This is a genomic window from Paenibacillus albidus (assembly GCF_014644435.1).
GTDB lineage: Bacteria > Bacillota > Bacilli > Paenibacillales > Paenibacillaceae > Paenibacillus_AQ > Paenibacillus_AQ albidus.
The window spans coordinates 291,295-316,529 of the sequence record NZ_BMKR01000003.1 but is presented as its reverse complement, the minus strand read 5'-3'; the positions used below and the strand labels follow the sequence as shown (position 1 = coordinate 316,529).

Annotated in this window: 18 protein-coding genes and 1 pseudogene; 14 read left to right on the top strand and 5 right to left on the bottom strand. The window is 52.7% G+C overall.

Annotated features, from left to right (window positions below):
• The first annotated feature begins 470 nt into the window (after window positions 1–470).
• The 5 genes from IEY53_RS04805 (at window position 471) to iolE (ending at window position 7,078) form a co-directional block, all read left to right on the top strand.
• Complete coding sequence (locus IEY53_RS04805) at window positions 471–1,490, top strand: LacI family DNA-binding transcriptional regulator (protein WP_189022480.1); 1,020 nt, start codon at window positions 471–473, stop codon at window positions 1,488–1,490.
• Between the two features lie 182 nt (window positions 1,491–1,672).
• Complete coding sequence (iolC, locus tag IEY53_RS04800; RefSeq protein ID WP_189022479.1) at window positions 1,673–2,683, top strand: 5-dehydro-2-deoxygluconokinase; 1,011 nt, start codon at window positions 1,673–1,675, stop codon at window positions 2,681–2,683.
• 58 nt (window positions 2,684–2,741) lie between these two features.
• Entirely contained in the window at window positions 2,742–4,202 is a 1,461-nt protein-coding gene (locus IEY53_RS04795) for a CoA-acylating methylmalonate-semialdehyde dehydrogenase (protein ID WP_189022478.1), read from the top strand.
• A 23-nt stretch (window positions 4,203–4,225) separates the two neighbouring features.
• On the top strand, window positions 4,226–6,160 hold the full coding sequence (gene iolD / locus IEY53_RS04790) for a 3D-(3,5/4)-trihydroxycyclohexane-1,2-dione acylhydrolase (decyclizing) (protein ID WP_189022477.1): 1,935 nt from the start codon (window positions 4,226–4,228) through the stop codon (window positions 6,158–6,160).
• A gap of 21 nt (window positions 6,161–6,181) precedes the next feature.
• A complete protein-coding gene (gene iolE, locus IEY53_RS04785; RefSeq protein ID WP_189022476.1) occupies window positions 6,182–7,078 on the top strand; it encodes a myo-inosose-2 dehydratase in 897 nt (298 codons plus the stop codon).
• A 109-nt stretch (window positions 7,079–7,187) separates the two neighbouring features.
• Here the strand turns inward: iolE and IEY53_RS04780 are convergent, their stop codons facing one another.
• Complete coding sequence (locus IEY53_RS04780) at window positions 7,188–8,087, bottom strand: AraC family transcriptional regulator (RefSeq protein ID WP_189022473.1); 900 nt, start codon at window positions 8,085–8,087, stop codon at window positions 7,188–7,190.
• Between the two features lie 179 nt (window positions 8,088–8,266).
• Between IEY53_RS04780 and IEY53_RS04775 the strand changes: the two genes are divergently transcribed.
• The 7 genes from IEY53_RS04775 (at window position 8,267) to IEY53_RS04745 (ending at window position 19,321) form a co-directional block, all read left to right on the top strand.
• Window positions 8,267–9,766, top strand: coding sequence for an alpha-L-fucosidase (locus IEY53_RS04775; protein ID WP_189022471.1), 1,500 nt, complete (start codon window positions 8,267–8,269; stop codon window positions 9,764–9,766).
• A complete protein-coding gene (locus IEY53_RS04770; RefSeq protein WP_189022469.1) occupies window positions 9,753–11,516 on the top strand; it encodes a glycoside hydrolase family 35 protein in 1,764 nt (587 codons plus the stop codon). The genes IEY53_RS04775 and IEY53_RS04770 overlap by 14 nt, the downstream gene beginning before the upstream one ends.
• A gap of 93 nt (window positions 11,517–11,609) precedes the next feature.
• Window positions 11,610–13,010 (top strand): alpha-L-fucosidase, encoded by a 1,401-nt coding sequence (locus IEY53_RS04765; protein ID WP_189022467.1) that lies wholly within the window; start codon window positions 11,610–11,612, stop codon window positions 13,008–13,010.
• A 333-nt stretch (window positions 13,011–13,343) separates the two neighbouring features.
• Window positions 13,344–14,273, top strand: coding sequence for an ABC transporter permease (locus IEY53_RS04760; RefSeq protein WP_229695996.1), 930 nt, complete (start codon window positions 13,344–13,346; stop codon window positions 14,271–14,273).
• Between the two features lie 14 nt (window positions 14,274–14,287).
• Window positions 14,288–15,187, top strand: a complete 900-nt coding sequence (locus tag IEY53_RS04755) for a carbohydrate ABC transporter permease (protein ID WP_189022463.1) — start codon at window positions 14,288–14,290, stop codon at window positions 15,185–15,187.
• A 98-nt stretch (window positions 15,188–15,285) separates the two neighbouring features.
• Window positions 15,286–16,926 (top strand): type 2 periplasmic-binding domain-containing protein, encoded by a 1,641-nt coding sequence (locus tag IEY53_RS04750; protein ID WP_189022461.1) that lies wholly within the window; start codon window positions 15,286–15,288, stop codon window positions 16,924–16,926.
• Between the two features lie 175 nt (window positions 16,927–17,101).
• On the top strand, window positions 17,102–19,321 hold the full coding sequence (locus IEY53_RS04745) for a helix-turn-helix domain-containing protein (protein ID WP_189022453.1): 2,220 nt from the start codon (window positions 17,102–17,104) through the stop codon (window positions 19,319–19,321).
• Window positions 19,322–19,626: 305 nt separating this feature from the next.
• Here IEY53_RS04745 and IEY53_RS04740 read toward each other — a convergent pair whose 3' ends face one another.
• Window positions 19,627–20,391 (bottom strand): SDR family oxidoreductase, encoded by a 765-nt coding sequence (locus IEY53_RS04740; protein ID WP_189022451.1) that lies wholly within the window; start codon window positions 20,389–20,391, stop codon window positions 19,627–19,629.
• Window positions 20,392–20,609: 218 nt separating this feature from the next.
• Here IEY53_RS04740 and IEY53_RS04735 point away from each other — a divergent pair.
• Window positions 20,610–20,831 (top strand): annotated as a pseudogene (locus tag IEY53_RS04735) (SDR family oxidoreductase); the annotation flags it as partial.
• A gap of 104 nt (window positions 20,832–20,935) precedes the next feature.
• On the opposite strand, the gene IEY53_RS04730 reads toward IEY53_RS04735, so the two are convergent.
• Window positions 20,936–21,679, bottom strand: coding sequence for a hypothetical protein (locus IEY53_RS04730; protein WP_189022449.1), 744 nt, complete (start codon window positions 21,677–21,679; stop codon window positions 20,936–20,938).
• Between the two features lie 234 nt (window positions 21,680–21,913).
• Window positions 21,914–22,312, bottom strand: coding sequence for a hypothetical protein (locus tag IEY53_RS04725; protein ID WP_189022448.1), 399 nt, complete (start codon window positions 22,310–22,312; stop codon window positions 21,914–21,916).
• 186 nt (window positions 22,313–22,498) lie between these two features.
• On the opposite strand from IEY53_RS04725, the gene IEY53_RS04720 reads away from it, so the two are divergent.
• On the top strand, window positions 22,499–23,785 hold the full coding sequence (locus tag IEY53_RS04720) for a glycoside hydrolase family 18 protein (RefSeq protein WP_189022446.1): 1,287 nt from the start codon (window positions 22,499–22,501) through the stop codon (window positions 23,783–23,785).
• Here IEY53_RS04720 and IEY53_RS04715 read toward each other — a convergent pair whose 3' ends face one another.
• Window positions 23,786–25,231 (bottom strand): DUF5050 domain-containing protein, encoded by a 1,446-nt coding sequence (locus IEY53_RS04715; RefSeq protein WP_189022444.1) that lies wholly within the window; start codon window positions 25,229–25,231, stop codon window positions 23,786–23,788.
• Between the last annotated feature and the right edge of the window lie 4 nt (window positions 25,232–25,235).

Here is a 25,235-nt window from a genome sequence, read left to right as displayed (position 1 = left end):
AAAGCCGGCCCTCAGGGCCGGCTTTTTGCCATCCGGACGTTCCGAAACCCCCTGTTTGTGCCAGGAATGGGAGGGTGCAGGAATTCGCCAGAGTGATGGAGGTGAAAGACTCTGAAGAAACTTTTGGCTCAAATCCATAATCAGCGGTTGACTTCGGCCCGGCAAACCACTCGTCACCGGGCCCGGATGTGCAAGGAAGCGGACTCAGGGGATCTTATTTGAGGAAACGAAGAGCGTTGTCCTTTTATGCGGACACAGGTGCTCTTATTGTATGATCTCTAGCCCAAAACGAGGGTCAATGGATCATTTAGCGGCTCCTGAGTCCGTTTGACCAGAAAAATGAGCTGATTTTGCGAAATAACGTTTCTCGGGTCCGTCAAGTCTGTCAACAGCTTTTTTTGAGGTAGAGCCAAAGTTTTTGCTATACTTCATATATTAAATCCGTCAGTGTAAAGGTGAGTAGGAGAAATATGAAACCAACGATTTACGATGTCGCCAAAGAAGCGGGAGTGTCGATTGCGACGGTCTCCAAAGTGCTTAACAGCAATGGCCGGATCAGCGACAAGACACGCCGCAAGGTCAATCAGGTGATGGAGCGGCTGAACTATCAGCCGAGCATGGTCGCTTCGGCGCTTACCAGCCGCAAGACGGGGACGGTTGGGCTGATGATACCGGACATCGCGAACCCTTATTTTGCCGAGGTTGCCCGAAGCTTTGAAGACAATGCCCAGAAGCTGGGCTGCGATATTATTATTTGCAGTACGGACCGGGATGACGATAGGGCTGAGCGCTACATGTCCCTGCTGCTGCGCAAGCGGGTGGACGGCCTGATTATCGCGTCGCATACCGGCAGCCCGGAATTGATCCGCCGGATGCTGAGCGACCGGGTGCCGCTGGTGCTTTTCTCGGCCGATATCCGCTCGCTGGAGAGCAATAGTGTCTCCATCGACGATTACAAGGGCGGCTATCTGGCTACGGAGTACCTGCTGTCACTGGGACATCGCAACCTGGGCATCCTCTCGGACAACCTGCCCGGCAGTGAGCTGCGTGTGCAGGGATTCATGGAGGCCCTGGAAGCGGGCGGGATTTCATTTGATAACCCGGATAATCTGATCCGGACCTCGGCCACGCTGGAGAACGGAAGAACGGCGGCGGTGCGTATGCTGAGCCAGACTGCGGGAAAACGCCCAACGGCAATTTTCGCCTGCAACGATCTGCTGGCCATCGGAGTATTGAAGGAAGCGCGGCAGTTCGGTCTCTCCATTCCCCGGGATCTGTCTGTTATCGGCTTTGACAACACCCTGCTGGCGGAGATTTGCCATCCGTCGCTGAGCAGCATTTCCCAGCCCGTTCACGAAATGGCCAGACAGGCTATGCAGCTGCTGAACGAGGAGATTGAACAGGAGGGGGCTCCCAAACGAAAAGTACTGTTGATGCCCGAATTGGTAGTGCGCCATTCTACGGGTCCGGCGCCTGCTGCGGGCGTGTGAACAGGATGATTGGCCGATCCGACAGACAAATATCAGCTGCCTTTCTATATTGGGCGGCTTTTTTTGTGCCGGGCTGCAGATTTGGGTTGCAAAGCGGGGACAATTCAAATATACTAAATGCGTAAATGAAGGTTAAGCGCTTACCCTAATTCATGGTTTTTTCAGTAGAAGGAGGAACTATAATGAACGCTCTACCCTTCGATCCGACCCGCCCGTTTGACCTTGTCGCCATCGGACGTCTCTGTATTGATCTCAATGCCAACGAAACGGGCCGGCCAATGGAGGAAACGGTTACATTCACCAAATATGTGGGAGGTTCTCCCGCCAACATTGCCATAGGAGCGGCCAGGCTAGGCCTGCGAACCGGATTCATCGGCAAGCTTGCCGACGATCAGATGGGGCGGTTTATCAGAGGATATCTGCAAACCAACAACATTGACGATAGCCAGGTTACGGTTGACCATACTGGAGCTGTTACGGGGCTGGCTTTTACGGAGATCAAAAGCCCCCAGGAGTGCAGCATTCTGATGTACCGGGACCATGCCGCCGATCTGCTGCTGACCACGGAGGAGATTTCGGAGGACTATATCCGGCAATCGAAAGCACTCCTGATCTCCGGGACGGCGCTTGCTCAGAGCCCTTCAAGAGAAGCGGTCTTCCTGGCGCTTGAATATGCCGTTAAGCATGAGGTTGTCGTCTTCTTCGACCTTGACTACCGCCCGTACACCTGGAAGTCGGCTGCGGAAACCGCAGTCTATTACAATCTTGCGGCGGAGAAATGCGATGTCATTATCGGCACAAGAGAAGAATTTGACATGATGGAGAACTTATACAATGAACCGGGTGCGGATGACCGGGCCACTGCTGCCCGCTGGTTCTCCCGCCAGGCGAAGCTGGTGGTCATCAAGCACGGCGGCAAAGGTTCGATTGCCTATACGGCAGACGAGGCTTCACATCGGAGCGGAATCTTCCGCACCAAGGTGCTGAAGACCTTTGGCGCCGGAGATTCCTATGCGTCTGCTTTTATATTCGGCCTGATGAAGGGGGAGGACGTCAGTACAGCGATGCGTTTTGGAAGCGCTTCGGCGTCGCTTGTGATTTCCCGCCACAGCTGCTCGGATGCGATGCCGACACGTGCAGAGCTTGAGCTTTTTCTGGAGAGTAACGAGGAAATAACGGGGGCTGCTTACTGAGCAGGAGCCGGTTGGGTTTCACCATCGAATATTGTACGCCAAAGGAGAGATTACCCCCATGGAACAGCAGACGGTAAATGTGCTGAAGAACTATATTAACGGAGAGTGGACCGAAGCTGAAGCCTTGCGGACCGAGTCCGTATACAATCCGGCTACAGGAGAGATTCTCGCTGAAGTGCCGCTTTCAACCGGAGCGGAGCTGAACCGGGCGGTGGAGGCGGCCCAGTCCGCTTTTGCCGGATGGTCCCAGACGCCGGTGCCGCGCAGAGCAAGAATTCTGTTCAAGTATCAGCAGCTGCTGGTGGATCACTGGGAAGAGCTGGCGCAGCTGATTACGCTGGAGAACGGGAAAAGTGTAAAAGAAGCGCATGGCGAAGTGCTGCGCGGCATTGAATGCGTGGAATTTGCGGCCGGTGCCCCGACCTTGATGATGGGACGCCAGCTGCCTGACATCGCTACAGGGATCGAATCCGGCATGTACCGTTATCCTGTGGGCGTGGTGGGCGGCATCACCCCTTTTAATTTTCCGATGATGGTGCCCTGCTGGATGTTCCCGCTCGCCATTGCCTGCGGCAACACCTTTGTCCTGAAGCCCTCCGAACGGACACCGCTGCTGGCCGCACGTCTGGTGGAGCTGCTGGAGGAAGCCGGCTTGCCCAAGGGTGTCTTGAATCTGGTAAACGGTGCGCATGATGTAGTGAACGGACTGCTGGAGCATCCCGGGGTCAAAGCCATCTCGTTCGTGGGCTCCCAGCCGGTTGCGGAGTATGTCTACAAAAAAGGCACGGAGAACCTCAAGCGTGTTCAGGCGCTTGCCGGCGCCAAAAATCACTCTATCGTGCTGAAGGATGCCGATCTGGAGGCCAGTGCTACACAGATTATCAATGCGGCTTTTGGCTCTGCCGGGGAACGCTGCATGGCTTGTTCGGTAGTAACGGTGGAAGAAGAGGTTGCCGACGAACTGCTGTCCATCCTGCTGCGGCAATGCGACGGGCTGAAGATCGGCGACGGGATGAAAGAGGATACTTTCCTGGGCCCGGTGATCCGCGAGAGCCACAAGAACAAAACGCTGGATTATATTGAGAAGGGCATTGCCGAAGGGGCTGAGCTGCTCCGGGATGGCCGCAAGGATGGGGTGGCCGGCGCCAAAGGTTACTTTATCGGACCTACCGTCTTTGGCGGGGTTACACAGGAAATGAAAATTTGGCAGGAAGAGATTTTCGCCCCGGTTCTTTCTATTATACGGGTGAAGAATGTAGAGGAGGCGGTGGCAACCGCCAATGCTTCCCGGTTTGCCAACGGGGCCTGCATCTTTACCAATGATGGCGGCAAAGTCCGCTATTTCCGTGAGCATATCGAATCCGGCATGCTGGGAGTCAATGTGGGTGTGCCGGCTCCAATGGCATTTTTCCCCTTCTCGGGCTGGAAGGATTCCTTCTATGGTGATTTGCATGCCAACGGTACAGATGGTGTTGAATTCTATACACGCAAAAAAATGGTCACTGCCCGCTGGCAGTAATTTGAAGCGGAAGGGGAAGTCTTGTGGACACGATCAGATTAACCACGGCGCAGGCCCTGGTGAAGTTTCTGAACAATCAGTACGTGGAGATAGACGGACAGACCGAAAGGTTTGTCCAAGGCGTATTCTCTATATTCGGGCATGGCAATGTGCTGGGGCTGGGTCAGGCACTGGCAAGCGATCCAGGCGGCCTAAAGGTTTATCAGGGACGCAATGAGCAGGGAATGGTGCATGCCGCAGCTGCCTTTGCCAAGCAGAACCGCCGCAGACGGATTATGGCCTGTACGGCTTCGGTTGGCCCGGGGGCAGCCAATATGCTGACGGCAGCCGCCACGGCGACGGCCAATCAGATTCCGGTGCTGCTGCTGCCGGGGGATACGTTTGCTACCCGCCAGCCGGACCCGGTGCTGCAGCAATTGGAGCATACACACAACCTGTCGATCACCGTAAACGACGCCTTTAAGGCGGTGAGCAAATACTGGGACCGCATTTACCGGCCCGAGCAGCTGATGTTGGCTATGATCAACGCCATGCGGGTGCTGACAGATCCTGCGGATACCGGGGCGGTCACAATTGCGCTTCCCCAGGATGTCCAAGGCGAGGCCTGGGATTTCCCTGCGCATTTCTTCCGCCCGCGTATCCACAAGAGCATCCGCCGTCTGCCGCATCCCGAGGAGATTGCGGCTGCGGCCGAGCTGATTGCCCGTAAGAGCAAGCCGCTGATCATCTGTGGCGGCGGGGTTCGTTATTCGGCAGCGGGGCGTGAGCTGAAGGCCTTCGCAGAGCAGTTCAATCTGCCCTTTGGGGAAACGCAGGCCGGAAAAAGCGCGGTGGAGAGCAGCTGTCCTCATAATTTGGGCGGAATCGGCGTAACCGGAAATTCAGCAGCCAACGAGATAGCGGCTGAAGCCGATCTGGTGATCGGCATAGGCACCCGGTTCACGGATTTTACTACCGCTTCCAAAAGCCTGTTCCGCAACGGGGACGTGGAATTTCTTACACTCAACGTTTCGGCGTTTCATGCGGGCAAGCTTGACGCGCTTGCCGTGGTATGTGATGCCGCGGAAGGACTGAAGGCGCTTGCTGCTGCCCTGGAGCAGCTGCATTACCGTTCTGCTTATACCTCCGAGCTTGCAGAAGCACGGGAACGGTGGATGGAAGAACGGAATCGCCTGACCAGCATTGAATACACGGGGGAAGGGTTTGCTCCGGAAGTACAGGGACATTTGGATGACAAGCTGGCCGAGTATTCGGAGACGCTGGGCACCCGATTGACCCAGACCCGCGTGCTCGGCGTGATCAACGAGTGCATCTCCGGGGAAGCGATCGTGATCGGTGCGGCCGGCAGCCTTCCCGGCGATATGCAGCGGATGTGGAACTGCGCCCGGCCGGATACTTATCATATGGAATACGGCTTTTCCTGTATGGGTTATGAGATTGCCGGCGCACTTGGCATCAAGATAGCAGAGCCGGATAAGGAAGTATACGCCATGGTTGGGGACGGCAGCTATCAAATGCTGCATTCGGAGCTGGTGACCAGTCTCCAGGAGGACAAGAAGATCAACGTCATCCTTCTGGACAACAGCGGCTTCGGCTGCATCAACAACCTCCAGATGGAGCAGGGAATGGGCAGCTTTGCTACCGAGTTCCGTTGCCGGAGCACAGACGGCGGCGGGCTGAGCGGGAAGCTCATGAGAATCGATTATGCGGCCAGCGCAGCCGGTTATGGCGTTCGCACATACAGCGTTGCCACAGTGGAAGAACTGCAGAGCGCCCTGGAGGATGCGAAGCGGCAGACGGTGTCCACGCTGATCGATATCAAGGTGCTGCCCAAAACGATGACCCGCGGATATGGCGCCTGGTGGAATGTAGGGGTAGCCGGGGTCTCTGATCAGCCGGAGGTTCAGGCGGCTTTTGAGCGGAAGCAGCAGCAGCTTGGTGCAGCCAAACCTTATTAAAGATGAAGGAGAAGGATCGGGATGTTCAAAGAACATGCAGTGAAGCTGGCGATTGCCCCCATTGCCTGGACCAACGACGATATGCCGGAGCTTGGCGGGGAGAATACCTTTGAGCAGTGTATCAGCGAGATGGCGTTGGCCGGATTTCAGGGAAGCGAGGTCGGCAATAAATATCCGCGTGATCCTGCAGCGCTCCGGCAGGCGCTCAGCCTGCGCCAGTTGGAAATCGCCAGTGCCTGGTTCAGTGCTTTTCTGACGACGGAGCCTTATCAGGCCACGGCGGAGGCTTTCCTGAAGCACCGGGATTTCCTGTGGGAGATGGGGGCAAAGGTCATCGTCGTATCCGAACAGGGCAAAAGCATCCAGGGCCAAATGACAACCCCGCTGTTCGCTGAGAAGCCGGAGTTTACGGAGGAGGAGTGGATCCGGCTGGCCGACGGGCTGGGCGGGCTCGGCAGACTGGCCGCCGAGAAGGGCATGTCCATTGTCTATCATCATCATATGGGGACAGGTATCCAGACGGCGGCCGAAATTACACGGCTGATGGAGATGACCGTTCCTGAAGAGGTGTCGCTGTTATTCGATACCGGACATCTCGCCTTTTCCGGTGAGGATTATCTGGAGGTGCTGCGGAGCCATTTGCCACGCATCAAGCATGTTCATCTGAAAGACATCCGGCCGGAAATCGTCGACCTTGTGAAACAGGAGAAACTGAGCTTCCTGCAGGCGGTCAAGGCGGGTGCCTTCACAGTTCCCGGGGACGGCTGTCTGCTGTTCGGTGATGTGTTTGCCTTACTGGCGGCATCGGATTATACCGGCTGGCTGGTCGTCGAGGCCGAGCAGGACCCGGCCGTTGCCAACCCTTTGGAATATGCACTGAAGGCACGCAGATATATTAAAGAGCGGAGTGGATTATGATCCTGGCCTAAGAGGAAAACTGGGCAGCGTTAGTCTGCGGGAGAGTCATACCATAAAGATGCAGTTATAACAGAGGAGCCACCGCTTGTGACGGGGGGCTCCTCTTTTTTTAGGTCATATGGCGCGGGCGAAACTGGTTGGGAGAAAGGCCGGTGCCCCGCCGAAACTGTCTGGAGAAATGGCTAACCGAATGAAACCCCAGCTCATCGGCGATATCCTCTACCGTATTGTTCGTGCTGACCAGCAGCTGCTTCGCAAGATTCAGCTTCAGCTGTGTCAGGTATTGGCGGGGAGAGACGCCATAGACCTTCTTGAATATTTTGCTGCATTGGCTCCGGCTCATGTTCAGCTCTCCGGCCAGCTCGGCAATCGACCCCTCTGCCGAGATTAAATGCTTCAGCCGTTCCTCGATCAGGTGGGCGGTATCCGCCTTGCGGATCGTCGTATCCTGCGTAACCTCCGGTACGCTATCTCCCGCTTCGGGCTGCAGAAGAATAATCTCATGAATAATCAGCAGGATATAGGCTTGCAGAGACGTTTTTTGCGCAGGGGTTAAGGATAGTCTTGTTTCGGCTTCCAGGGGGGACAAGGACGATTCCTGTAGATTCTGGTGCATCTTCAGCTCAATTTCTGCAACGTGTGAAGGCAGATTGGTGGCGGCCGCAACCTGCGCCGGGAGGAAGCTGTATTCGGACCGGCTCAGTGACTTTCGCATTTCATGATCGTCGATATCAAAGTGAATATTGAAAAAAGAGAAGCAACCTTCATCTATAGTCCGGTTAACGATCTCGTGCCGGGCCCCGGCCCTTATGAGTAGCCAATCTCCCGGACACAGGCGCAGCTCATCGCTGTTAATCAACAGCCTGGCTTCTCCTGCCTGGCAGTACAGCACCTCATACAAATGGTGATGGTGCTTCGGATAGGACCAGCCGGGAGGTTTCTCCCCGAAGTGGCAGCCCGTGATTTGCAGCGTGCTTGTAATATTAGGAAAGATGATGTCTGGAACCATGGAATCACTTCCTCAATCTTTTCTTGGGAACGATTATATCATAACCCCCCGGCACAAAAGGTCAAAAACTCGGACGTTTTGTGGATGGCGGACAGCCGCCGTTGCTTTTATATTGGAGGGGAAAGGGAGGCGTGTTTATGAGCAGTCATCCATTAAATTCGGATAAAGGAGATCCTGTTATGGGAAAACGCCTGGTGGAGAATGACAGAGTTTCAGCTTCCGAAGTACCCGCGGACCCAGTGAAGGCTGCGGCAAGGATTGCACCGAGTGAACGTCAGGTAAAGTGGCAGGAGCTGGAGTTCTATGCCTTTATTCATTTTACGGTGAACACGTTCACGGACCGGGAATGGGGCCATGGCGATGAAGATCCGGCGATATTCAATCCTTCCGATCTCAGCGCAAGGCAATGGGTCGAGGTGTGCAAGTCCGCCGGAATGCAGGGATTAATTCTAACCTGCAAGCACCACGACGGCTTTTGCCTGTGGCCCAGTAAATATACGGATCACACGGTAGCGGGCAGCCCGTGGCGGAATGGAACCGGGGACTTGGTGAAGGAAGTGGCCGAAGCCTGCCGGGAGGGCGGGATCCAGTTCGGCATCTATTTGTCGCCATGGGACCGTCATGAAGCGTCTTATGGGGATTCGGCGCGGTATAACGAATTTTTCTGCAACCAGCTCCGGGAGCTGTTGACGAATTACGGGGATATCTTTTGTGTGTGGTTCGACGGGGCCTGCGGGGAAGGGCCGAATGGCAAACGGCAGGTCTATGATTGGGATCGCTATTACGCACTGATCCGTAAGCTTCAGCCGGAGGCCGTGATTTCGGTCTGTGGCCCTGATGTCCGCTGGTGCGGCAATGAGGCAGGGCATACACGCACCTCGGAATGGAGCGTTGTGCCGGCTTATTTGCAGGATAATGAGAAAATTCAGGAGCAATCGCAACAGGCGGATGACCGCGAATTCTCAAGCAGGAGAAATACGCAGGACAGTGACTTAGGCAGCAGGGAGGTGATTGGAACTTTAGATCAGCTGGTATGGTATCCCGCCGAAGTGAACACGTCGATCCGGCCGGGCTGGTTCTATCATGCCTCCGAGGACACTCAAGTCAAGACACTGGATGAGCTGCTCGGCATCTATTATGGGGCGGTTGGCGGCAATGCCAACTTCCTGCTGAATCTTCCGCCGGATACGCGGGGGCGTATCCATGAACAGGATGCGTTGCGGCTGCGGCAGTTTGGGTGTGTCCTGCGCAGCACTTTTCGGGTGAACCTGGCCGCTCAGGCGTTGCTGCGTGCATCGGAAACGAAAGATGAAGCTCACCAAACCTCCTGCCTGCTGGACGGGGACCGGAATACGTTCTGGTGTCCCTGTGAGGGAACGGAACAGGCCTGGATTGAGCTGGATCTGCAGGAGAAGAAGATCTTTGACCGGTTGGTGCTAACAGAGCCTATCCAGACAGGCCAGCGGATTGAAAGCTTCGTGCTGGAGTACAAAGACGGGGACGATTGGAAAATGCTGTACCGGGGAACGGTCGTTGGGTATAAGCGGATCGCCTGCTTCGCACCGGTCACCGCCAGATATCTTCGGCTGACCATTCATGAATCCAGATGGTGCCCGGCTCTATCGGGGTTTGGGGTATATTTGAGCGATCAGGGGAGGTTGCCAAATGGCGACGTTTGATTATAAAGGAGCACAATTCATCTATGATGGAGTGCCCGTGCAAATTCTGTCGGGAGCCTTGCATTATTTCAGGATTGTCCCTGAATATTGGTCAGACCGGCTGCAGAAATTGAAGGCCTGCGGCTTCAACACAGTGGAAACCTATGTGCCTTGGAATTTTCATGAGCCGCAGCCCGGGCAGTTTCATTTTGAAGGCATGGCGGATATCGAACGCTTCATTCAAACTGCCGCCGGTCTGGGTCTATTTGTAATTGTGCGTCCGAGCCCCTATATATGCGCAGAGTGGGAGTTCGGCGGATTGCCCTCATGGCTGCTCGCACACGCGGATATCCGGCTGCGCTGCTATGACGAGAAATTTCTGGAACGGGTGGATGCCTACTATGATGTGCTGTTGCCCCGGCTAAGGCCGCTTCTTTGCACCAATGGCGGGCCGATTATTGCCATGCAAATAGAGAATGAATACGGCAGCTTTGGGAACGATGCCGAATATTTGGCGTATTTGCGCCAAGGCATGGTCAGCCGGGGGATGGATGTGCTGCTGTTCACCTCGGATGGGCCCACGGATGCAATGCTGCAGGCGGGATCAGTGCCGGGAGTGTTGTCTACGGTGAACTTTGGCTCCGGTGCAAAAGAAGCCTTTGCCAAACTGCGGGAATATCGTGCGGACCAGCCGCTGATGTGCATGGAGTACTGGAACGGCTGGTTCGATCATTGGGGAGAAGCGCATCACACCAGAGACGTTGCCGAAGTCGCCCGGGTGTTCGGGGAGATGCTGGCCGAGAAGGCATCGGTTAATTTCTACATGTTCCATGGCGGGACCAATTTCGGATTCTATAACGGTGCGAACTGTCAGCAAAGGGATCAATATGAGCCGACGATCACCAGCTACGATTATGATTCGCTGTTGAGCGAAGCGGGGGAGCCGACTGCGAAATTTTACGCCGTTCGTGACCTGATTACCCGGCATACGGGGATAAGCCCCTTGACGCTGCCAGCCCCTATCGGCAGGATCGCTTATGGTCAGGTGGAAATGACGGAACAGGCCGATCTGCTCTCTCAAACAGACCGGTTATCCGCCCCCATCCAAACGACGAATCCCGAGCCCATGGAGAAGCTAGGCCAGGACTATGGGTTTATCGTATACCGCACCAGAATATCCGGTCCCCGGGAGAGGCAGGAGTTTGTTATTCAGGAAGTGCGGGACCGCGCGCTGGTATTGCTGGACGGGCAGGTTCAGGGTGTGCTGGAACGCGGCAACTCTGAGCTGACGGTAGCGTTCGGGGTGCCGGCGGAAGGTGCTGAGATTTGCATTCTTGTTGAGAATATGGGGCGGATCAACTACGGTCCCTACTTGAAAGACCCCAAGGGGATTACCGGGGGGGTCCGGCATGGTTTTCAATTTTTATTTAACTGGACAATTCATTGTCTCCCGCTTGCGGATTTGTCACCTTTGCAATTTGAGGCGGCTTCTGTACAGGAATGTCCGGCTTTTTACCGGGGGACACTTCAGGCAGATGAGGTGAAAGACACCTTCCTGAGGCTGGATGGGTGGACCAAGGGGGTTGTGTTCATCAACGGGTTCAATCTGGGGCGGTATTGGAACAAAGGTCCGCAGCAAACCTTGTATGTGCCGGCACCGCTCTTGCGCCAAGGGGACAATGATATTGTGGTATTCGAGCTGCATGGGACCGTGAACCGGGCCGTAACATTCGTGGATACACCGGATTTGGGCTCCGTAACTGGAAAATAGCATAGCAAACGATTATTGAGAATTGTGCAATCTCCGGAAAAGGGTATACGGTGGGGGTGTGGACGCGAAATTACAGTTTAGGAGATGAATGCGATGAGCGAACCCAAGGATACTCTGCCGGATCAGGAGGAACAGGCCGTTGCATCCGGTGTACACAACTTCAGCAAAGAAGAAGAGTGGGTCCAGCCGGAGGAGCCGCTGCTGCAGGAGCGCCTGGAGTGGTTCAAAGACCAGAAGCTGGGGCTGATGATGCACTGGGGACCGTATTCACAGCTTGGATTAGTCGAATCCTGGGCGCTGAGCGACGACGACGGCGATTGGTCCCGCAACGATATTGACTGGACCGACGATATGGAGGAGTTCAAGCGGGAATATTTTGATCTGAACAAGACCTTTAATCCGATTCGTTTTCAGCCGGAGAAATGGGCAGAGCTGGCGGCAGATAACGGCTTCAAGTATTTCCTGTTCACCACCAAACATCATGATGGCTTCTGTATGTGGGATACACATACGACGGACTACCGCATTACAGGGCCGGACACGCCGTTTCATACGCATAAATACGCCGATATTTGCCGGGAGCTGTTTGATGCGTTCCGGGCCAAGGGACTGGGGATCTCGGCTTATTTCTCCAAAGCGGACTGGCACACGCCTTATTACTGGGCGCCCGGCATGGAGCGTGGACGGCATATGTGGCGGGGCCCCTCCTACGATCCGGAGCAATATCCCTGGCTGTGGGAAAAGTTCGTAGAATTTACGCATACGCAAATTCTGGAGCTATTGACCAAATACGGCAGAATCGAATGTCTGTGGCTGGATGCCGGTTGGGTGCGGGCCGGCCGAAAAGGCCAGGATATCCGTCTGGGCGAGGTCGTGGAGAAAGCCCGGAAGACGCAGCCTTGGCTCCTGGCGGCAGACCGTACGGTGGGAGGTCCCTATGAGAACATTGTGACACCGGAGCAGACGATCCCTGAGGAGCCGATGAATATTCCGTGGGAGAGCTGTATTACGGTGGGCAACTCCTTTGCTTTCGGTTTTGATGATCAGTATAAGACGGCCAGGCAGCTCGCGCATATCCTCCTGGAAGTAGTGGCCAAGGGCGGGAACCTGGCTCTGAACGTGGGCCCGCAGCCGGATGGGCGCCTTCCGGGAGGTGCAGTTAAGAGCATCAGGGAGCTGGGTGCCTGGCTCAAAGTCAACGGTGAGGGCATCTACGGAACGCGAATCTGCGGGCCTTATTTTACAGGTGAATGGGCATTCACCTGCAAGGACAGCATCACCTACGCTTTCCGCCTGTACAAGAGCGAGGATGAGGCTGTAAGTCAGCAGATCCTCATTCCTTACACTGGGAGTGTGCAGCGGGTTCAACTGCTCGGGCTGGATGGTCCGCTGGAGTTCCGGAACACGGAGGCCGGGCTGGTGGTAGAGCTGCTGCCCACGGCAGCTGCGGACCAAACGCCGATCACCCATGCCTTCCGGCTCGTTACAATTTAATAAGCTGCATCAGCAGACCTGGGGAAGAGTATAGGGCCCCCGGGTTTTTTTGCGCCGATTTTCCCTTGTCCGGCAAGGGTTTATGGAATATGGAGAGGTCAGAGAAAATTGCGAATTGCTTAAAGGATGCTGCCCGGGGTACTATCGTTTCTAAGAAAGCGCTACCTGACACCAATCTTCACATCGCTATTCCTGATAGAGGAATTTAAGAGTGGGTAGGGATAGAATTTTTCTATATTTGTCAGTTATTCTCACATAAAAAGCACAGAGGGAGTGAGGCGAATGAGGCAAACGTCAGACAGCTTACCCACACCGATAGAGCTCCGGAAAGGGATGAACCCGGTGGAGCGCAAAAAGCAGCACCCTTTTCTGAAAAGTCTTAAGAAGCATTGGGAGCTGTATTTATTGGTATTGCCGCCGGTATTGTATCTGTTCATCTTCAAATACATTCCCATGGTTGGTGTACAAATTGCCTTTAAGGATTTCAGTGTCGTGAAAGGCATTTGGGGGAGCCCGTGGGTGGGGCTCAAACACTTTGAGGCCTTTTTCGATTCGCCCAACTTCTGGCTGCTGATCAAAAATACGATCGGAATCAGCTTCTACTCCTTGCTTGCCGGGTTTCCGATCCCGATCCTGCTCGCTCTGGCTTTGAACGAAATACGGACCGGTTACTTCAAAAAGACAGTGCAGATGGTAACCTACGCCCCGCATTTTATCTCTACAGTCGTTATGGTCTCCATTATTATTCTGATGTTGTCTCCGCATGTGGGGGTTGTGGACAGATTGTTCACTCTGCTTGGACTGCCGATGACGAACTTTATGGGCATTCCGGAATATTTCAAATCCATTTATGTCTGGTCGGGCGTGTGGCAGGGCATGGGATATTCCTCGATTATATATATCGCGGCGTTGGCCGGAGTGGACCCTTCCCTCTACGAGGCGGCCCGGATGGATGGAGCTTCCCGGCTCAAAAAAATCTGGCATATCGATATTCCAAGTCTGATACCGGTCACTGTAATTATGCTTATTTTGAGCCTGGGCAGCATCATGGGCGTAGGCTTTGAGAAAATCTTTTTGATGCAGAATCCGCTGAATACAAGTGCTTCCGAGGTCATTTCAACCTATGTGTACAAGGTGGGGCTGATTGGGGCGAACTTTAGCTTCTCCTCGGCGGTGGGATTGTTCAACTCCATCATTAACCTTATCCTGCTGGTCCTTGTCAATGCGATTTCCCGAAAAGTGTCCAAGAACAGCTTATGGTAAAGGAGGGCCTCCCTATGCTTAGAAGGAACCGGATCAAAGATACGCCCGGTGACCGTGTATTTATGGGCTTCAACTATGCATTTCTGGTGCTTGTTCTGTTAATTGTTTTTTATCCGCTGCTATATATCGTCAGCTCCTCCTTCAGCTCCTCGCGGGCGGTGATGTCCGGGCAGGTCTGGCTGTTTCCGGTAGAGTTCAACCTGAAGGCTTATGTGTCTATTTTTAAAAGCTCGCAGCTGATGCTCGGGTTCTACAACACAATTATCTATACCGTGGTGGGTACGCTGATTAATGTAGGGATGACCGTGATGCTGGCCTATCCCTTGTCCCGCAAATCGTTTTATGGCCGCAGCGCCATCCTGGTGTTTATGATGATTACCATGTTTTTTGACGGCGGTCTTATTCCGACCTACCTGCTGATGAAGGATCTTCATCTGCTGGATACCCGCTGGGCCATGTGGCTGCCGGGGGCACTGGCGGTGTTCCAGGTCATTGTGGCAAGAACATTCTTTCAATCCTCGATTCCCGAGGAGCTGGGGGAGGCGGCTGAAGTCGATGGCTGCCGGGATATCCGGTATTTGCTCAGCGTCGTTCTTCCCTTATCGAAGCCCATTCTGGCCGTGATGACGCTGATGTATGCGGTGGGTCACTGGAATGCGTACTTTGATGCGCTGATTTACCTCCGCTCCGAGCATTTGTTCCCGCTGCAGTATGTGCTGCGCAATCTGCTGATTCTGAATGCCGCCGATCCGGCGATGCTTGCCAATACGAGCCAGCAGCTCCGCGATCAGGGCTTTGAACAAGTGCTCAAATACGCTTTGATCGTGGTGGCCAGCATTCCGATTCTGATCATGTATCCATTCGTTCAGAGGCATTTTGTCAAAGGGGTTATGGTAGGTTCATTGAAGGGCTGAAAGGGGGTGAGGGGACCGCTTTGGCTTCCGGGAGAGTGCTTGATTATAGTACAATGACATGAATTTATGCCGCGTGCCTAAAAAAGGAGGAGTCAGATTTGAAAAAATCTTGGATTTCGATGTTGTTGGTAATCTTTGCTTCAATCACTGTGTTATCTGCATGCAGCTCAACCCGGGGAAATGATACACAGAACAGCAGTGGAGGCAAAGAGAGTGCCGGACCGGTAACCATGACCTTCTTTGCTCCGCAGGGCAAAGCTCCTATGGAGGACAATGAATTCACGAAATTTATCGAAGACAAATTTGACGTGAAGCTGAAGTGGGATCTGGCTCCGACAGACGCGCTGCAGGACCGCAGGCAGCTGCTGCTGGCGAGCGGTGATTATCCCGAAGTGTTCCTCCATGGCAAGTTCACTACTTCGGATCTTCAGACCTACGGCAAACAAGGAGTTTTCCTGCCGCTGAACGATTTAATCGCGAAACATGGCCCGAATCTGACCAGGATAATGGAAGAGAAGCCGTATTTCAAAGAGGCGATTACTGCTCCGGACGGCAACATCTACGCCTTGCCTATTTTTAATGAATGTTACCACTGTACGTATGCGCAAAAATACTGGATCAACACAGAATGGCTGGAGAAGCTGGGGCTGTCTATGCCGGCAACGACCGATGAGCTGTACACCGTTTTGAAGGCTTTTAAGGAAAAGGACCCGAACGGCAACGGCAAAGCCGATGAAATTCCGCTTACAGGCGCACCGAACAAATATGTGTGGAACGGCAATATTGATGCGTATTTAATGAACAGCTTCATTTACAATGACAACGATAAATACCTGATCGTCAAGGACGGAAAGGTTGAATTTGCAGCCAATCAGGAAGGGTGGAGAAAAGGTCTGGAGTACATGCATAAGCTGTATGCCGAGGGTCTGGTTGATCCGGCCTCCTTCACGCAGAATGATCAAGCGATCGGGCAACTGGGCAACAGGGAAGGGGATGAGTTGGTCGGTTCTACGACAACGGCACTCCTCAGCTATCTTGTCAATACGTATGATAAAAAGATTACGCGCCATCAGCACTGGGACATCGTTCCTCCACTGAAAGGGCCGGATGGTGTGCAGACGACCGGTGTTACGCAAAGTGTAGGCGAATTTGAGTTTGCGGTCACGAACAAAGCATCGGAAGCACAGCAGATTGCCGCCATTCAAATTGTGGACTACATGTTCAGTGAAGAGGGCGCGTTATATGCGGAATATGGCCCAACCGAAGGGAAAGGCTGGAAGAAGGCGGATGCGGACGAGAAGAATATTGAAGGGGAGCCGGCAAAATACAGCTACTACAATCTGCCGGAGCGTGATCCAAACGTAGTGGTCAATGAGAGCTGGTCACAGATTGGAGCACATGACTTGTCCAATACGTTCCGCAACCTGTTTGCAGAAGGGCAGGACCCTTTAGCTGCCGAGGGTTATGGTACGCGTCTGGCGCAAGCGACCAACGTCTATAAGCCGTTTGCTCCCAAAGAGGTGTACCCTGCGAATGTATTTATCCGCCCGGAGGATACCGAAACGGCAGCGCAGCTGACCACGGCTGTGAAGGATTACGTGCAGACCAACATGGCGCAATTCATTATTGGCAGCAAAAGCATCGATAAGGATTGGGATGCGTACGTCAAAGGCTTCGAAGGCCTTGGTCTAAGCAGATATCTTGAAATTTATCAGCATGCCATTGAGAAAAATCAGTAGCAGCAAGGCGTTTATTCTCAGGGGCTGCTCTGCCATTGAGGTAAGACTTGGGAGCAGTCTTCTCCTTTGACAACCCCACTTCATCCTATATAATGAAATGAATATTTATGGGGAATAACGGCCTGATCAGGGGTTGTTGTCAAGCGTATAAACAGTGGTGGGGGGAACCTCGGAGATGAACAACAATTGGTTTAGACGGTTGCTGCTGTCCTATCTGCCCGTTTTTTTTATCGTAACCACGATTTTATTTATCATCTTTTTTCAGGTGTTCAATGAACAGAACCGGAAAGAGGCGCTCAAGGCCAATGAATTTCTGGCTTCACAGGTTATGCAATATCTGGACAATTCACTGCGCTCCATTGATTTTAAAGTGCTCCGGGAAATTTTGACGAATCCGAACCTGAAGGATTATTTTACGGCAAACGGCAGCAATGATGTATATGCCGGTATGTTGGCGGTTGAAGTGATTGATGAATTAAAAATAGATTTTCCTCTGATTGATTCAATTTACCTGGTGCGTTATAAGGACGATACGGTATTCAGCAACGGCAAGGCGGTTCCGATTGCGGATTTCCCCGATGAGCCCTTCATCGAAGAAAGCCGGTTGACAAACGCCCAAAAGTGGGTGGGCGGCAGGACCTATTCGCCGTTTCCGGCACCGGCGCAAACGGCGGAACAAGTGATTACCCTGGTTCGCAGTGTGGGGAGCGGTACCGGTCTGCTGGTAGTCAATGTCGATCTGCATACCTTGCAGAAATCGATCAAACAGATGTATGATCCGGAATTTACGTTTGTCAACGTATTCAACCGTTCGGGTGAGAGCTTGTGGGAGCGGAACCCGCAAGACCGGACGAATGCCGGCCGCGCTTCAGGCGAGGTATTCTCGGAATTCACTTCGGGCTACAGCGGCTGGAAAGTGGAAACAGGGCTTACCAATGGGAAAATCGTTAAGTTTGCGCTGAAATTCTATCATATCTGGTTTGCCTTTGCCGTGGCTGTTGTCCTGATCGGTGTGATGTGGGTTATTTATGTGACCCGGAGAAATTACAAGCCGATAGAGCAGATTGTGACCCTGATTCAAACGGTGGCTTCCCAGAAACCGTCCGGAGCCGGTCCTGCGAAGGAAAATGAGTTCCGCTTTATCCAGAACACCCTGGAGCGTATGATCGATCAGACCAGGCAATATCAGGAGGAATACGAAGAGAATCTGCTTCTGCAGAAGAAGTACTTTTTTCAAGAGCTGCTGGAGGGTACCCGTGAATTCACGGACGGTGATTTAAAGGCGGAGATGGAGAAGTATGGTCTCCCGAAGCTCGATGACCGGTGGCTGGTGCTGGCTGTGGAGATCGACCGCTACCCGCAATTTGCGCTGGACTATCATGAACAGGATCAATCACTGCTGAAGTTCGTGCTGTCCAGCATCCTTCAGGAAAGCGCACGGCTGGAGGGAACGGAGGTATGGGCGGAATGGATGTCGGACCGCCGGCTGTATGCCATTCTGTGGCTTCCCGGGAGCGTGCTGCCCGAAGAGGTAGAACACAAGGTGCTCTCCGGTTATCTGGAGAAGGTAGGGCAATATCTCAACTTCACGGTAACAATCGGGACCGGGCGTGGAGCAGCCGACCTGCGCGGACTGCGTTCCTCCATGAAAGAGGCGGCTCGCGCCCTGGAGTACAAAGCGGTTCTTGGCCTGAATCGGATGATCCCGTACGGGGCTTTGCCGGATTCCAAAAATGATGTCTACGAGTTCATGAAGACCATCTCGCTGCTGGTTCAAGCCATGCGGTTATCCGATGAGGCCTGGGAACAACATTTTGACCGGTTGTTTGAGCAAATCACCGCTTCCCTGTTGTCCCGCCAGGAGATGATGAATACCATTCAGCTGTTGTTCCAGCATTATAAACGGGAGTTTGCCGAGCTGCCCCGCGAATATCAAGAGCTGTGGGCCGCGTTGTTCGGAAACCTGCTTAACCAGTTGGAGGCCTGGGAGACGGTGGACGATCTCCGGCTGCTCTGCTGGGAGGCGTTCCGGGAACTCGCGGAGCAGATGCAGACCTTGCGCTGTGCCAGGAAACACCGGACCCATATTTTGCAAATCCGCAAATATGTGGAGGAGAACTATAATAATCCCGAGCTTTCGCTGAATTATTTAAGCGATATCTTTGATATCAACCCGAAATATTTAAGCAAGCTGTTCAAGGATGAGGTCGGTGAGAAATTTGTGGACCTGCTGATCAGCCACCGTATTGATAAGGCCAAACAGCTGATGCAGGAGACAAATAAATCAATTCAGGAGATCAGCGAGGAAGTGGGCTATACGAATTACAACTCCTTCAACCGGGCATTCAAGAACGTGGTTGGGGTGGCCCCAAGCGATTACCGAAAGGCCATCTGAAAGGGAGTCCGGGCCGTAACATACCCATAAGGAGTTGAGAAGATGAAAGTGGGCCTAAGTACGTATAGCTTGTTAAACGATTTGAAGTCGGGAAATGCCTGCGAATTTTGTTCAGGAGACAGAGGAAGCTTTTGAGGAAGAAATGGCCCGGGTCAAAAGACATGTAGGTGTTGCCGGTTATGGGATGAGGCGTAGGGGAAGTGGGTTGTGAAAAGCAGGAATTAAAAAGCCCAAAGGAACATTTCACTGTTCCTTTGGGCTATTCATGTTATTTAAAACTTTAAGCGGGTTCTAAGTTCGGTGAATCAAAGGTAAGAACCGCCACTTGCATCAATCAATTGACCGGTTACCCAACGGCTGTCTGAAGAAGCCAGAAAGGCAGCGATATCAGCCACATCCTTAGGTTCTCCCCATCTGTTGAAGGTTGAGAGGCCTGCGACATGCTTTTGACTTTCGGGATTATTGTACGTACTGGCATTCATCTCTGTATGGGTATAGCCGGGCAGGATAGCGTTTACCGTTATATTACGTTGCCCTAAATGCTGTGCCATAGCATACGTAAACGTATTGATCGCCCCTTTGGAGATACTGTAGTTCAGTACACTGGGGGAGGCTACTCTTGTAACAAATGAGGAAATATTGATGATACGGCCACCCTCGTTTAAACGGGACAACGCCTGTTGAGTTATAAAGACTGGAGCTTTTACATTAATGTTCATTACTTCATCAAAGGACTCCTCTGTCATCTCCTCGACAGGCGTAACTTGACCAATTCCGGCATTGTTGACAAGGATATCCAGACGGTTATTGCCTGTGTGTTTATGAAGGGCCTCATCCAACGATTGATATAAATTGTGAACGCCGTCGAACTTCTTTAAGTTAGCGCCGATGGCAAAAGCTGTTCCGCCATTTTGCTGAATGTTGTCGACCACTTCCTCTGCCTCTGCTTGCCGTGTTCCATAATGTACTGCGACTAATGCGCCATCATGCGCTAAACGCAGCGCAATCTCACGTCCAATACCACGACTTGCTCCAGTTACCAAAGCGATTTTACCTTCTAAATTCCTCATATTCACATCTCCTTGTTTTGTACTCACTCATATGTATAACACAAGGCGATAATCGAAATGTTGCTCTCATATTCGGAGTCCGTGTTGTAGAACCCTTTGTTTAGATCCGAAACAACCCGGTTACATTAGAAGGATTCAGGACCCTACCACCCAGTACACGAAAGCCGGACCGGAATTTCAGCAGCAGCAGAAACCTCCCGGCCTTGAGGGGGAAATGAATCCGGGTGAATGTCGTAGCTCCCGGTCCGGTATGGACACCTCTTCAAGTGTCAGGCGGGCAGCCCGAGGAAGTCCTCAAGGATTTTGGGGCCAAAACACCACTCGGCCGTCCGGGCCAGCCTGCCGAGATGGCTCCCGCTTACGTATTCCTGGCCAGTCAGGAATCCAGCTACATTAGCGGAGAGACGCTGAACGCCAACGGTGGCATGCCGACTCCTTAAGCATGAAGATTTAAATAACTTAACGAGCATGCCAATAGCCCGTCCCCTTTTATTGGGGCGGGCTATTGGCATGCTTCATTTGATACAAGACTTCAAAACAAGACTCAATCCGCGGCCTTTTTGATTTTGGCCGGGTTGTTGATCTTATAGGGTACAGGGTGCTTGGTCAGCTTCTTCTTAACGATCTTGGCTTCAAAAGTGAGCTGGTCGCCTACTTCGAGCTCCTGCTTTTTAAGGGTGGCACTATAGCTGGACCAGGCTTCACCCAAGGCGACTTCCGGTTCGGTCTCAGTGATCGACACTGCTTCATAGACTACGATCTCATCGTCATTGTCGGAAAAGTGGTTGGGCACGGTTGTGAACTCTTTGACCGTAGCAGAGAGTTTCACTTTGCCTTCCGGCAGCTCAATCTTGGGCGTTCTGGTCCGGGCGGCTTTCACTTTGGGCTGCTCGGCAGCGCCCGCTTCGGAGATGGGAGCCTGACGCTCCTGCGGGACCTCCGCCGCTGCGGCTTCATCGTCTTGTGCGGGGGTCTCCACCGTACGCTCGGCCTGCGGTTCTGCGGCGGCCGAACTTCTCGATCCATAGCTGGCGGCCTGCATTTCCTTCAGATAGGAAGGATGGATGCAGTGCTGCTGGCCGTTGTCGAGCTGGATCACAGACGTCATATCATCGACGAGGCCGATAATGCTGCAGGGCACATTCAGTCCGTTTCCTTTATAATAGAAGGTTTTGCTTTTGGCGGCTTTCTCCGAGAGCAGCCCCCACTCTTTGCATTGATCGATCAGTACCTCTTCACTGTCAAAGGCCATATAGGTTTGCGGCTTAATACTGAACGCGTAGGTCATTATTCCAGTCCTGCCTTTCCGTATTTTTTCCTAATGATGTACGTTACAGCCAGTGTAGCATAAAAGCTTTGTTTTCTTAAAATTTTTCGCACTTGCAAGAAGAATTCAGCGGTGCCATGGGCTTGTCCTTTTTCAACCCGATAGTCAGCAAAAAACCGCTCCCGTACAATTCCTCCTCCAATAAAATTCAGGAGTACATTGTATGGGAGCGGCTTGTGCTTTTGATCCTGAAGCCTACCCCATAAAGCTTTTAAGTCCGCCAATAAAAGGCCGGATGGATTTAATCACGTTATAGCCCATTTTCATCAGCGGCATGACTTTCTGCACCATTCCGATCATTCCCATGATTCCGCCGAGACCCCCGCCTGCAGCTCCTCCTGCCCCGCCAAAAAAAGATCCAAGCAAAGGCATGAAGCCGGAGACCGCGGCCTTGCGCGAACGGGAGGAAGAGGTTTTTCTGGATGTTTTGTTCTTGCGCGTATAGTTGTACTGTCTGGAGAAAATTAGCCCATCCTTCTCAAAGCCGGTGATGAAGCCTACATAGGAACTGCCATCGTGCAGTGTAACGCAGACGGGACGCCCTTTAAGTTGTTTGGCCTGTTTGCGGATCGTTGTTGATTTTGTTTTTGCCATTGCAGCAGCTCACCTCACAATTGGTTTACTCTATACTACTCGGAAGTTTACGGGGTGCTTGTGCTGGTTACTCACAGACCTTGTTTTTTCGGGAAATATGCGGTTCGCTGAGGTATACCCTTAAGTGGAGCCGAATAGAATAAGGCTGGATGTATTCCTTGGGAATGAATGAGAGAGGGTGAGGACATGCAAATTCATGTGGTTCAACCGGGGCAGACATTATATGGAATTGCGAATGCCTACGGGGTGCCTATGGATGATATTGCCGAGGCGAATCAGTTGTCTGATCCAGGCAGGCTTGTGGTCCAGCAGGCGCTGGTCATCCCGATCATCGGCAGCTATTATTGGGTGCAATCCGGAGACAGTCTGTATAGTATTGCACGAAGGTATGGCGTTAATGTTAATACGCTGGCCGATATCAACGCGTTGTCTCTGAATCAGCCTTTAAAAGTAGGGCTTCGTTTATATATCCCGCCTGCACCCAGGCGTTCTGCCGAAATTAATGCCTATCTGGAGCCGAGGGGTGAAGCGGTATCCCCAAGTTTGAGTAATGCAGCCAAGGAAGCTGCGCCGGACCTTACATATCTTGCCCCATTCAGCTTTGAGGTCCAAAGGGATGGTTCTTTGCAGGCGCCTCCGCTGGGTGAGCTGCCTACGATAGCCGCTGAGAACCGGGTGACCTTGATGATGGTTCTGACCAATCTGGAGAATGGACAATTCAGCTCAGAGCTGGGAAGTCTGATTGTAAATGATCAAGCTGTGCAGAACCGGATGCTGGACCATATTATCCGCGTGGCCAAGGAACTGAATTTTAGGGACATCCACTTTGATTTTGAATTCCTGAAGCCGGCTGACCGTGAAGCGTATAATGTCTTTCTACGGAAAGCTGCGGAACGGATTCACAAGGAAGGGTTCTTATTGTCCACGGCTTTGGCACCCAAAACAAGCGCCGCCCAGACCGGGGCCTGGTATACAGCCCATGATTACAAGATGCACGGTGAGGTGGCTGATTTTGTGATCCTTATGACGTATGAATGGGGATATAGCGGAGGGCCTCCAATGCCGGTGTCGCCGATTGGCCCTGTCCGTCAAGTGCTGGAGTATGCCCTAAGCGAAATGCCGGCGACGAAGATTATGATGGGGCAGAATTTATACGGCTATGATTGGACGCTTCCTTATGTACCGGGAGGACCGTATGCCAAAGCCCTGAGCCCGCAGGCGGCGATTGACCTGGCCAGAGAAGAGCAGGCGGCCATTCAATATGATTATAAGGACCAGGCTCCATATTTTGAGTACACCGATGATTCAGGCAAACGCCACAAAGTATGGTTTGAAGATGCCCGGTCCATTCAGGCTAAATTTGATCTGGTGAAAGAGCTGGGTCTGCGGGGAATCAGCTATTGGAAGCTGGGGCTCCCTTTTCCGCAGAACTGGCTGCTTCTGCAAGATAATTTTGAGGTTGTAAAAAGGTAATCATACCCGTATGGAATAGATCAGCTCCGGCTTGTTCCCGCTTTTGAGTTCGATGCGGTAGAGATTGCGTTGGGTGATTCTTCCTCCCGGACCGTTGGCCAGAACCGCATCGTAGTACATCCAGTTGCCGGCAATATTGATGGTGTTGACACTGTAATCTGTAAGCAGGGTGACAAAGGAGGACTTGCCTGTTCCGTTCCGGTTCACTCTTATGATGCGGTTGTCGTCTTTTTCATAGTAGTAGATGTACTCACCGCGCATATTGACGGCGGTAATATCGGGCATACCATAGGCATCTTCCGCCACAAGAAAACTCTGCTCAAAAGAGGTGCCGTCTGTGGACACCTTGGAGAGATCGCCGTCGAAGCCGCCAAGATAGATTTTGCCCCCTGCAGTTATGAAATAACGCTCGGCGGGAGAGATCAGCTTCTCATTCTTGCCATCCTTGTTCACCTTGAACAGCTGGCGTTCCCCCTCAAAAAACACCCAATCTCCCCAAATATTGATCCGGGAAACTCCGGGCTGGCTGGACAGCCTGGTTAACGAGGTGCCGTTCAGCTTCATTTTGTACAAATTGTTATCCTTGTTCCAATAGCTGAAATAGATCCATCCGTTATCAATGTACATGAAGCGGGTCAGATTGGTCATGTTGGTTACCTTGCTTTTGTTTGTGCCGTCCTTTTTGATTTTGTAGATGTCATAGGCATCATTCCGATAGTTGGTCGTACCCAGGTAATAAATCCAGTCGTCCACAAACATGAGATTATAAATGCTTTTTGTATTTAATAATTTCTTGGTTTTACGGGTCTGTGTGTCATAACGGAACAGAGTGTCCGTATTGTTATTTTCAGCTTTTACATAGTAATGATATTTCCCGTCGGAGGCGGCATTGCCCCAGTTAGCCATATTTCCATTGGCTTCGGCGTATTTACTGTCCCATTTGGCAGCATCTGCGGGGGCGACGGAGGGCTCGGGAGTTTTTGGAACAGCCGGTGCTTCGCTTTCAGTTGCCTTCTCAAACGTTAGATAGGAAGTTTCCACAGCGGCGTCCCACTCATACTTTTGGCCGAATGCTTGCCAGAAGGTCTGAAGAGGCACGAACAGATAAGGCGGGCGCTTGATGGATGGGGCGGTCAGCTCTTGCCGCTTGCCATTCATCTCGTAATAGCTTTCGCCTGCAATTAGCTTAACGGTACGGGTGGTATCCTTGATTATGTATGTATCTTCCGTTTGGGTTACCGTAACAGAGAGATATTTTTGTAAAAAATCGGTGGTTACATAGACGGTGCCGTCTGCTTCTCTAAATGCTTCGGCTGCCTTCTCCGGAAAAGAGACCTTATCTCCGTTCACCACGACCCGGAGCGGCAAATCGGCGGCAGCTCCCCAGGCAGGAATGCACAGCAAGAGCAGCGTACAGCACAATACCGCGGCCAACATCTTCTTCATTCGA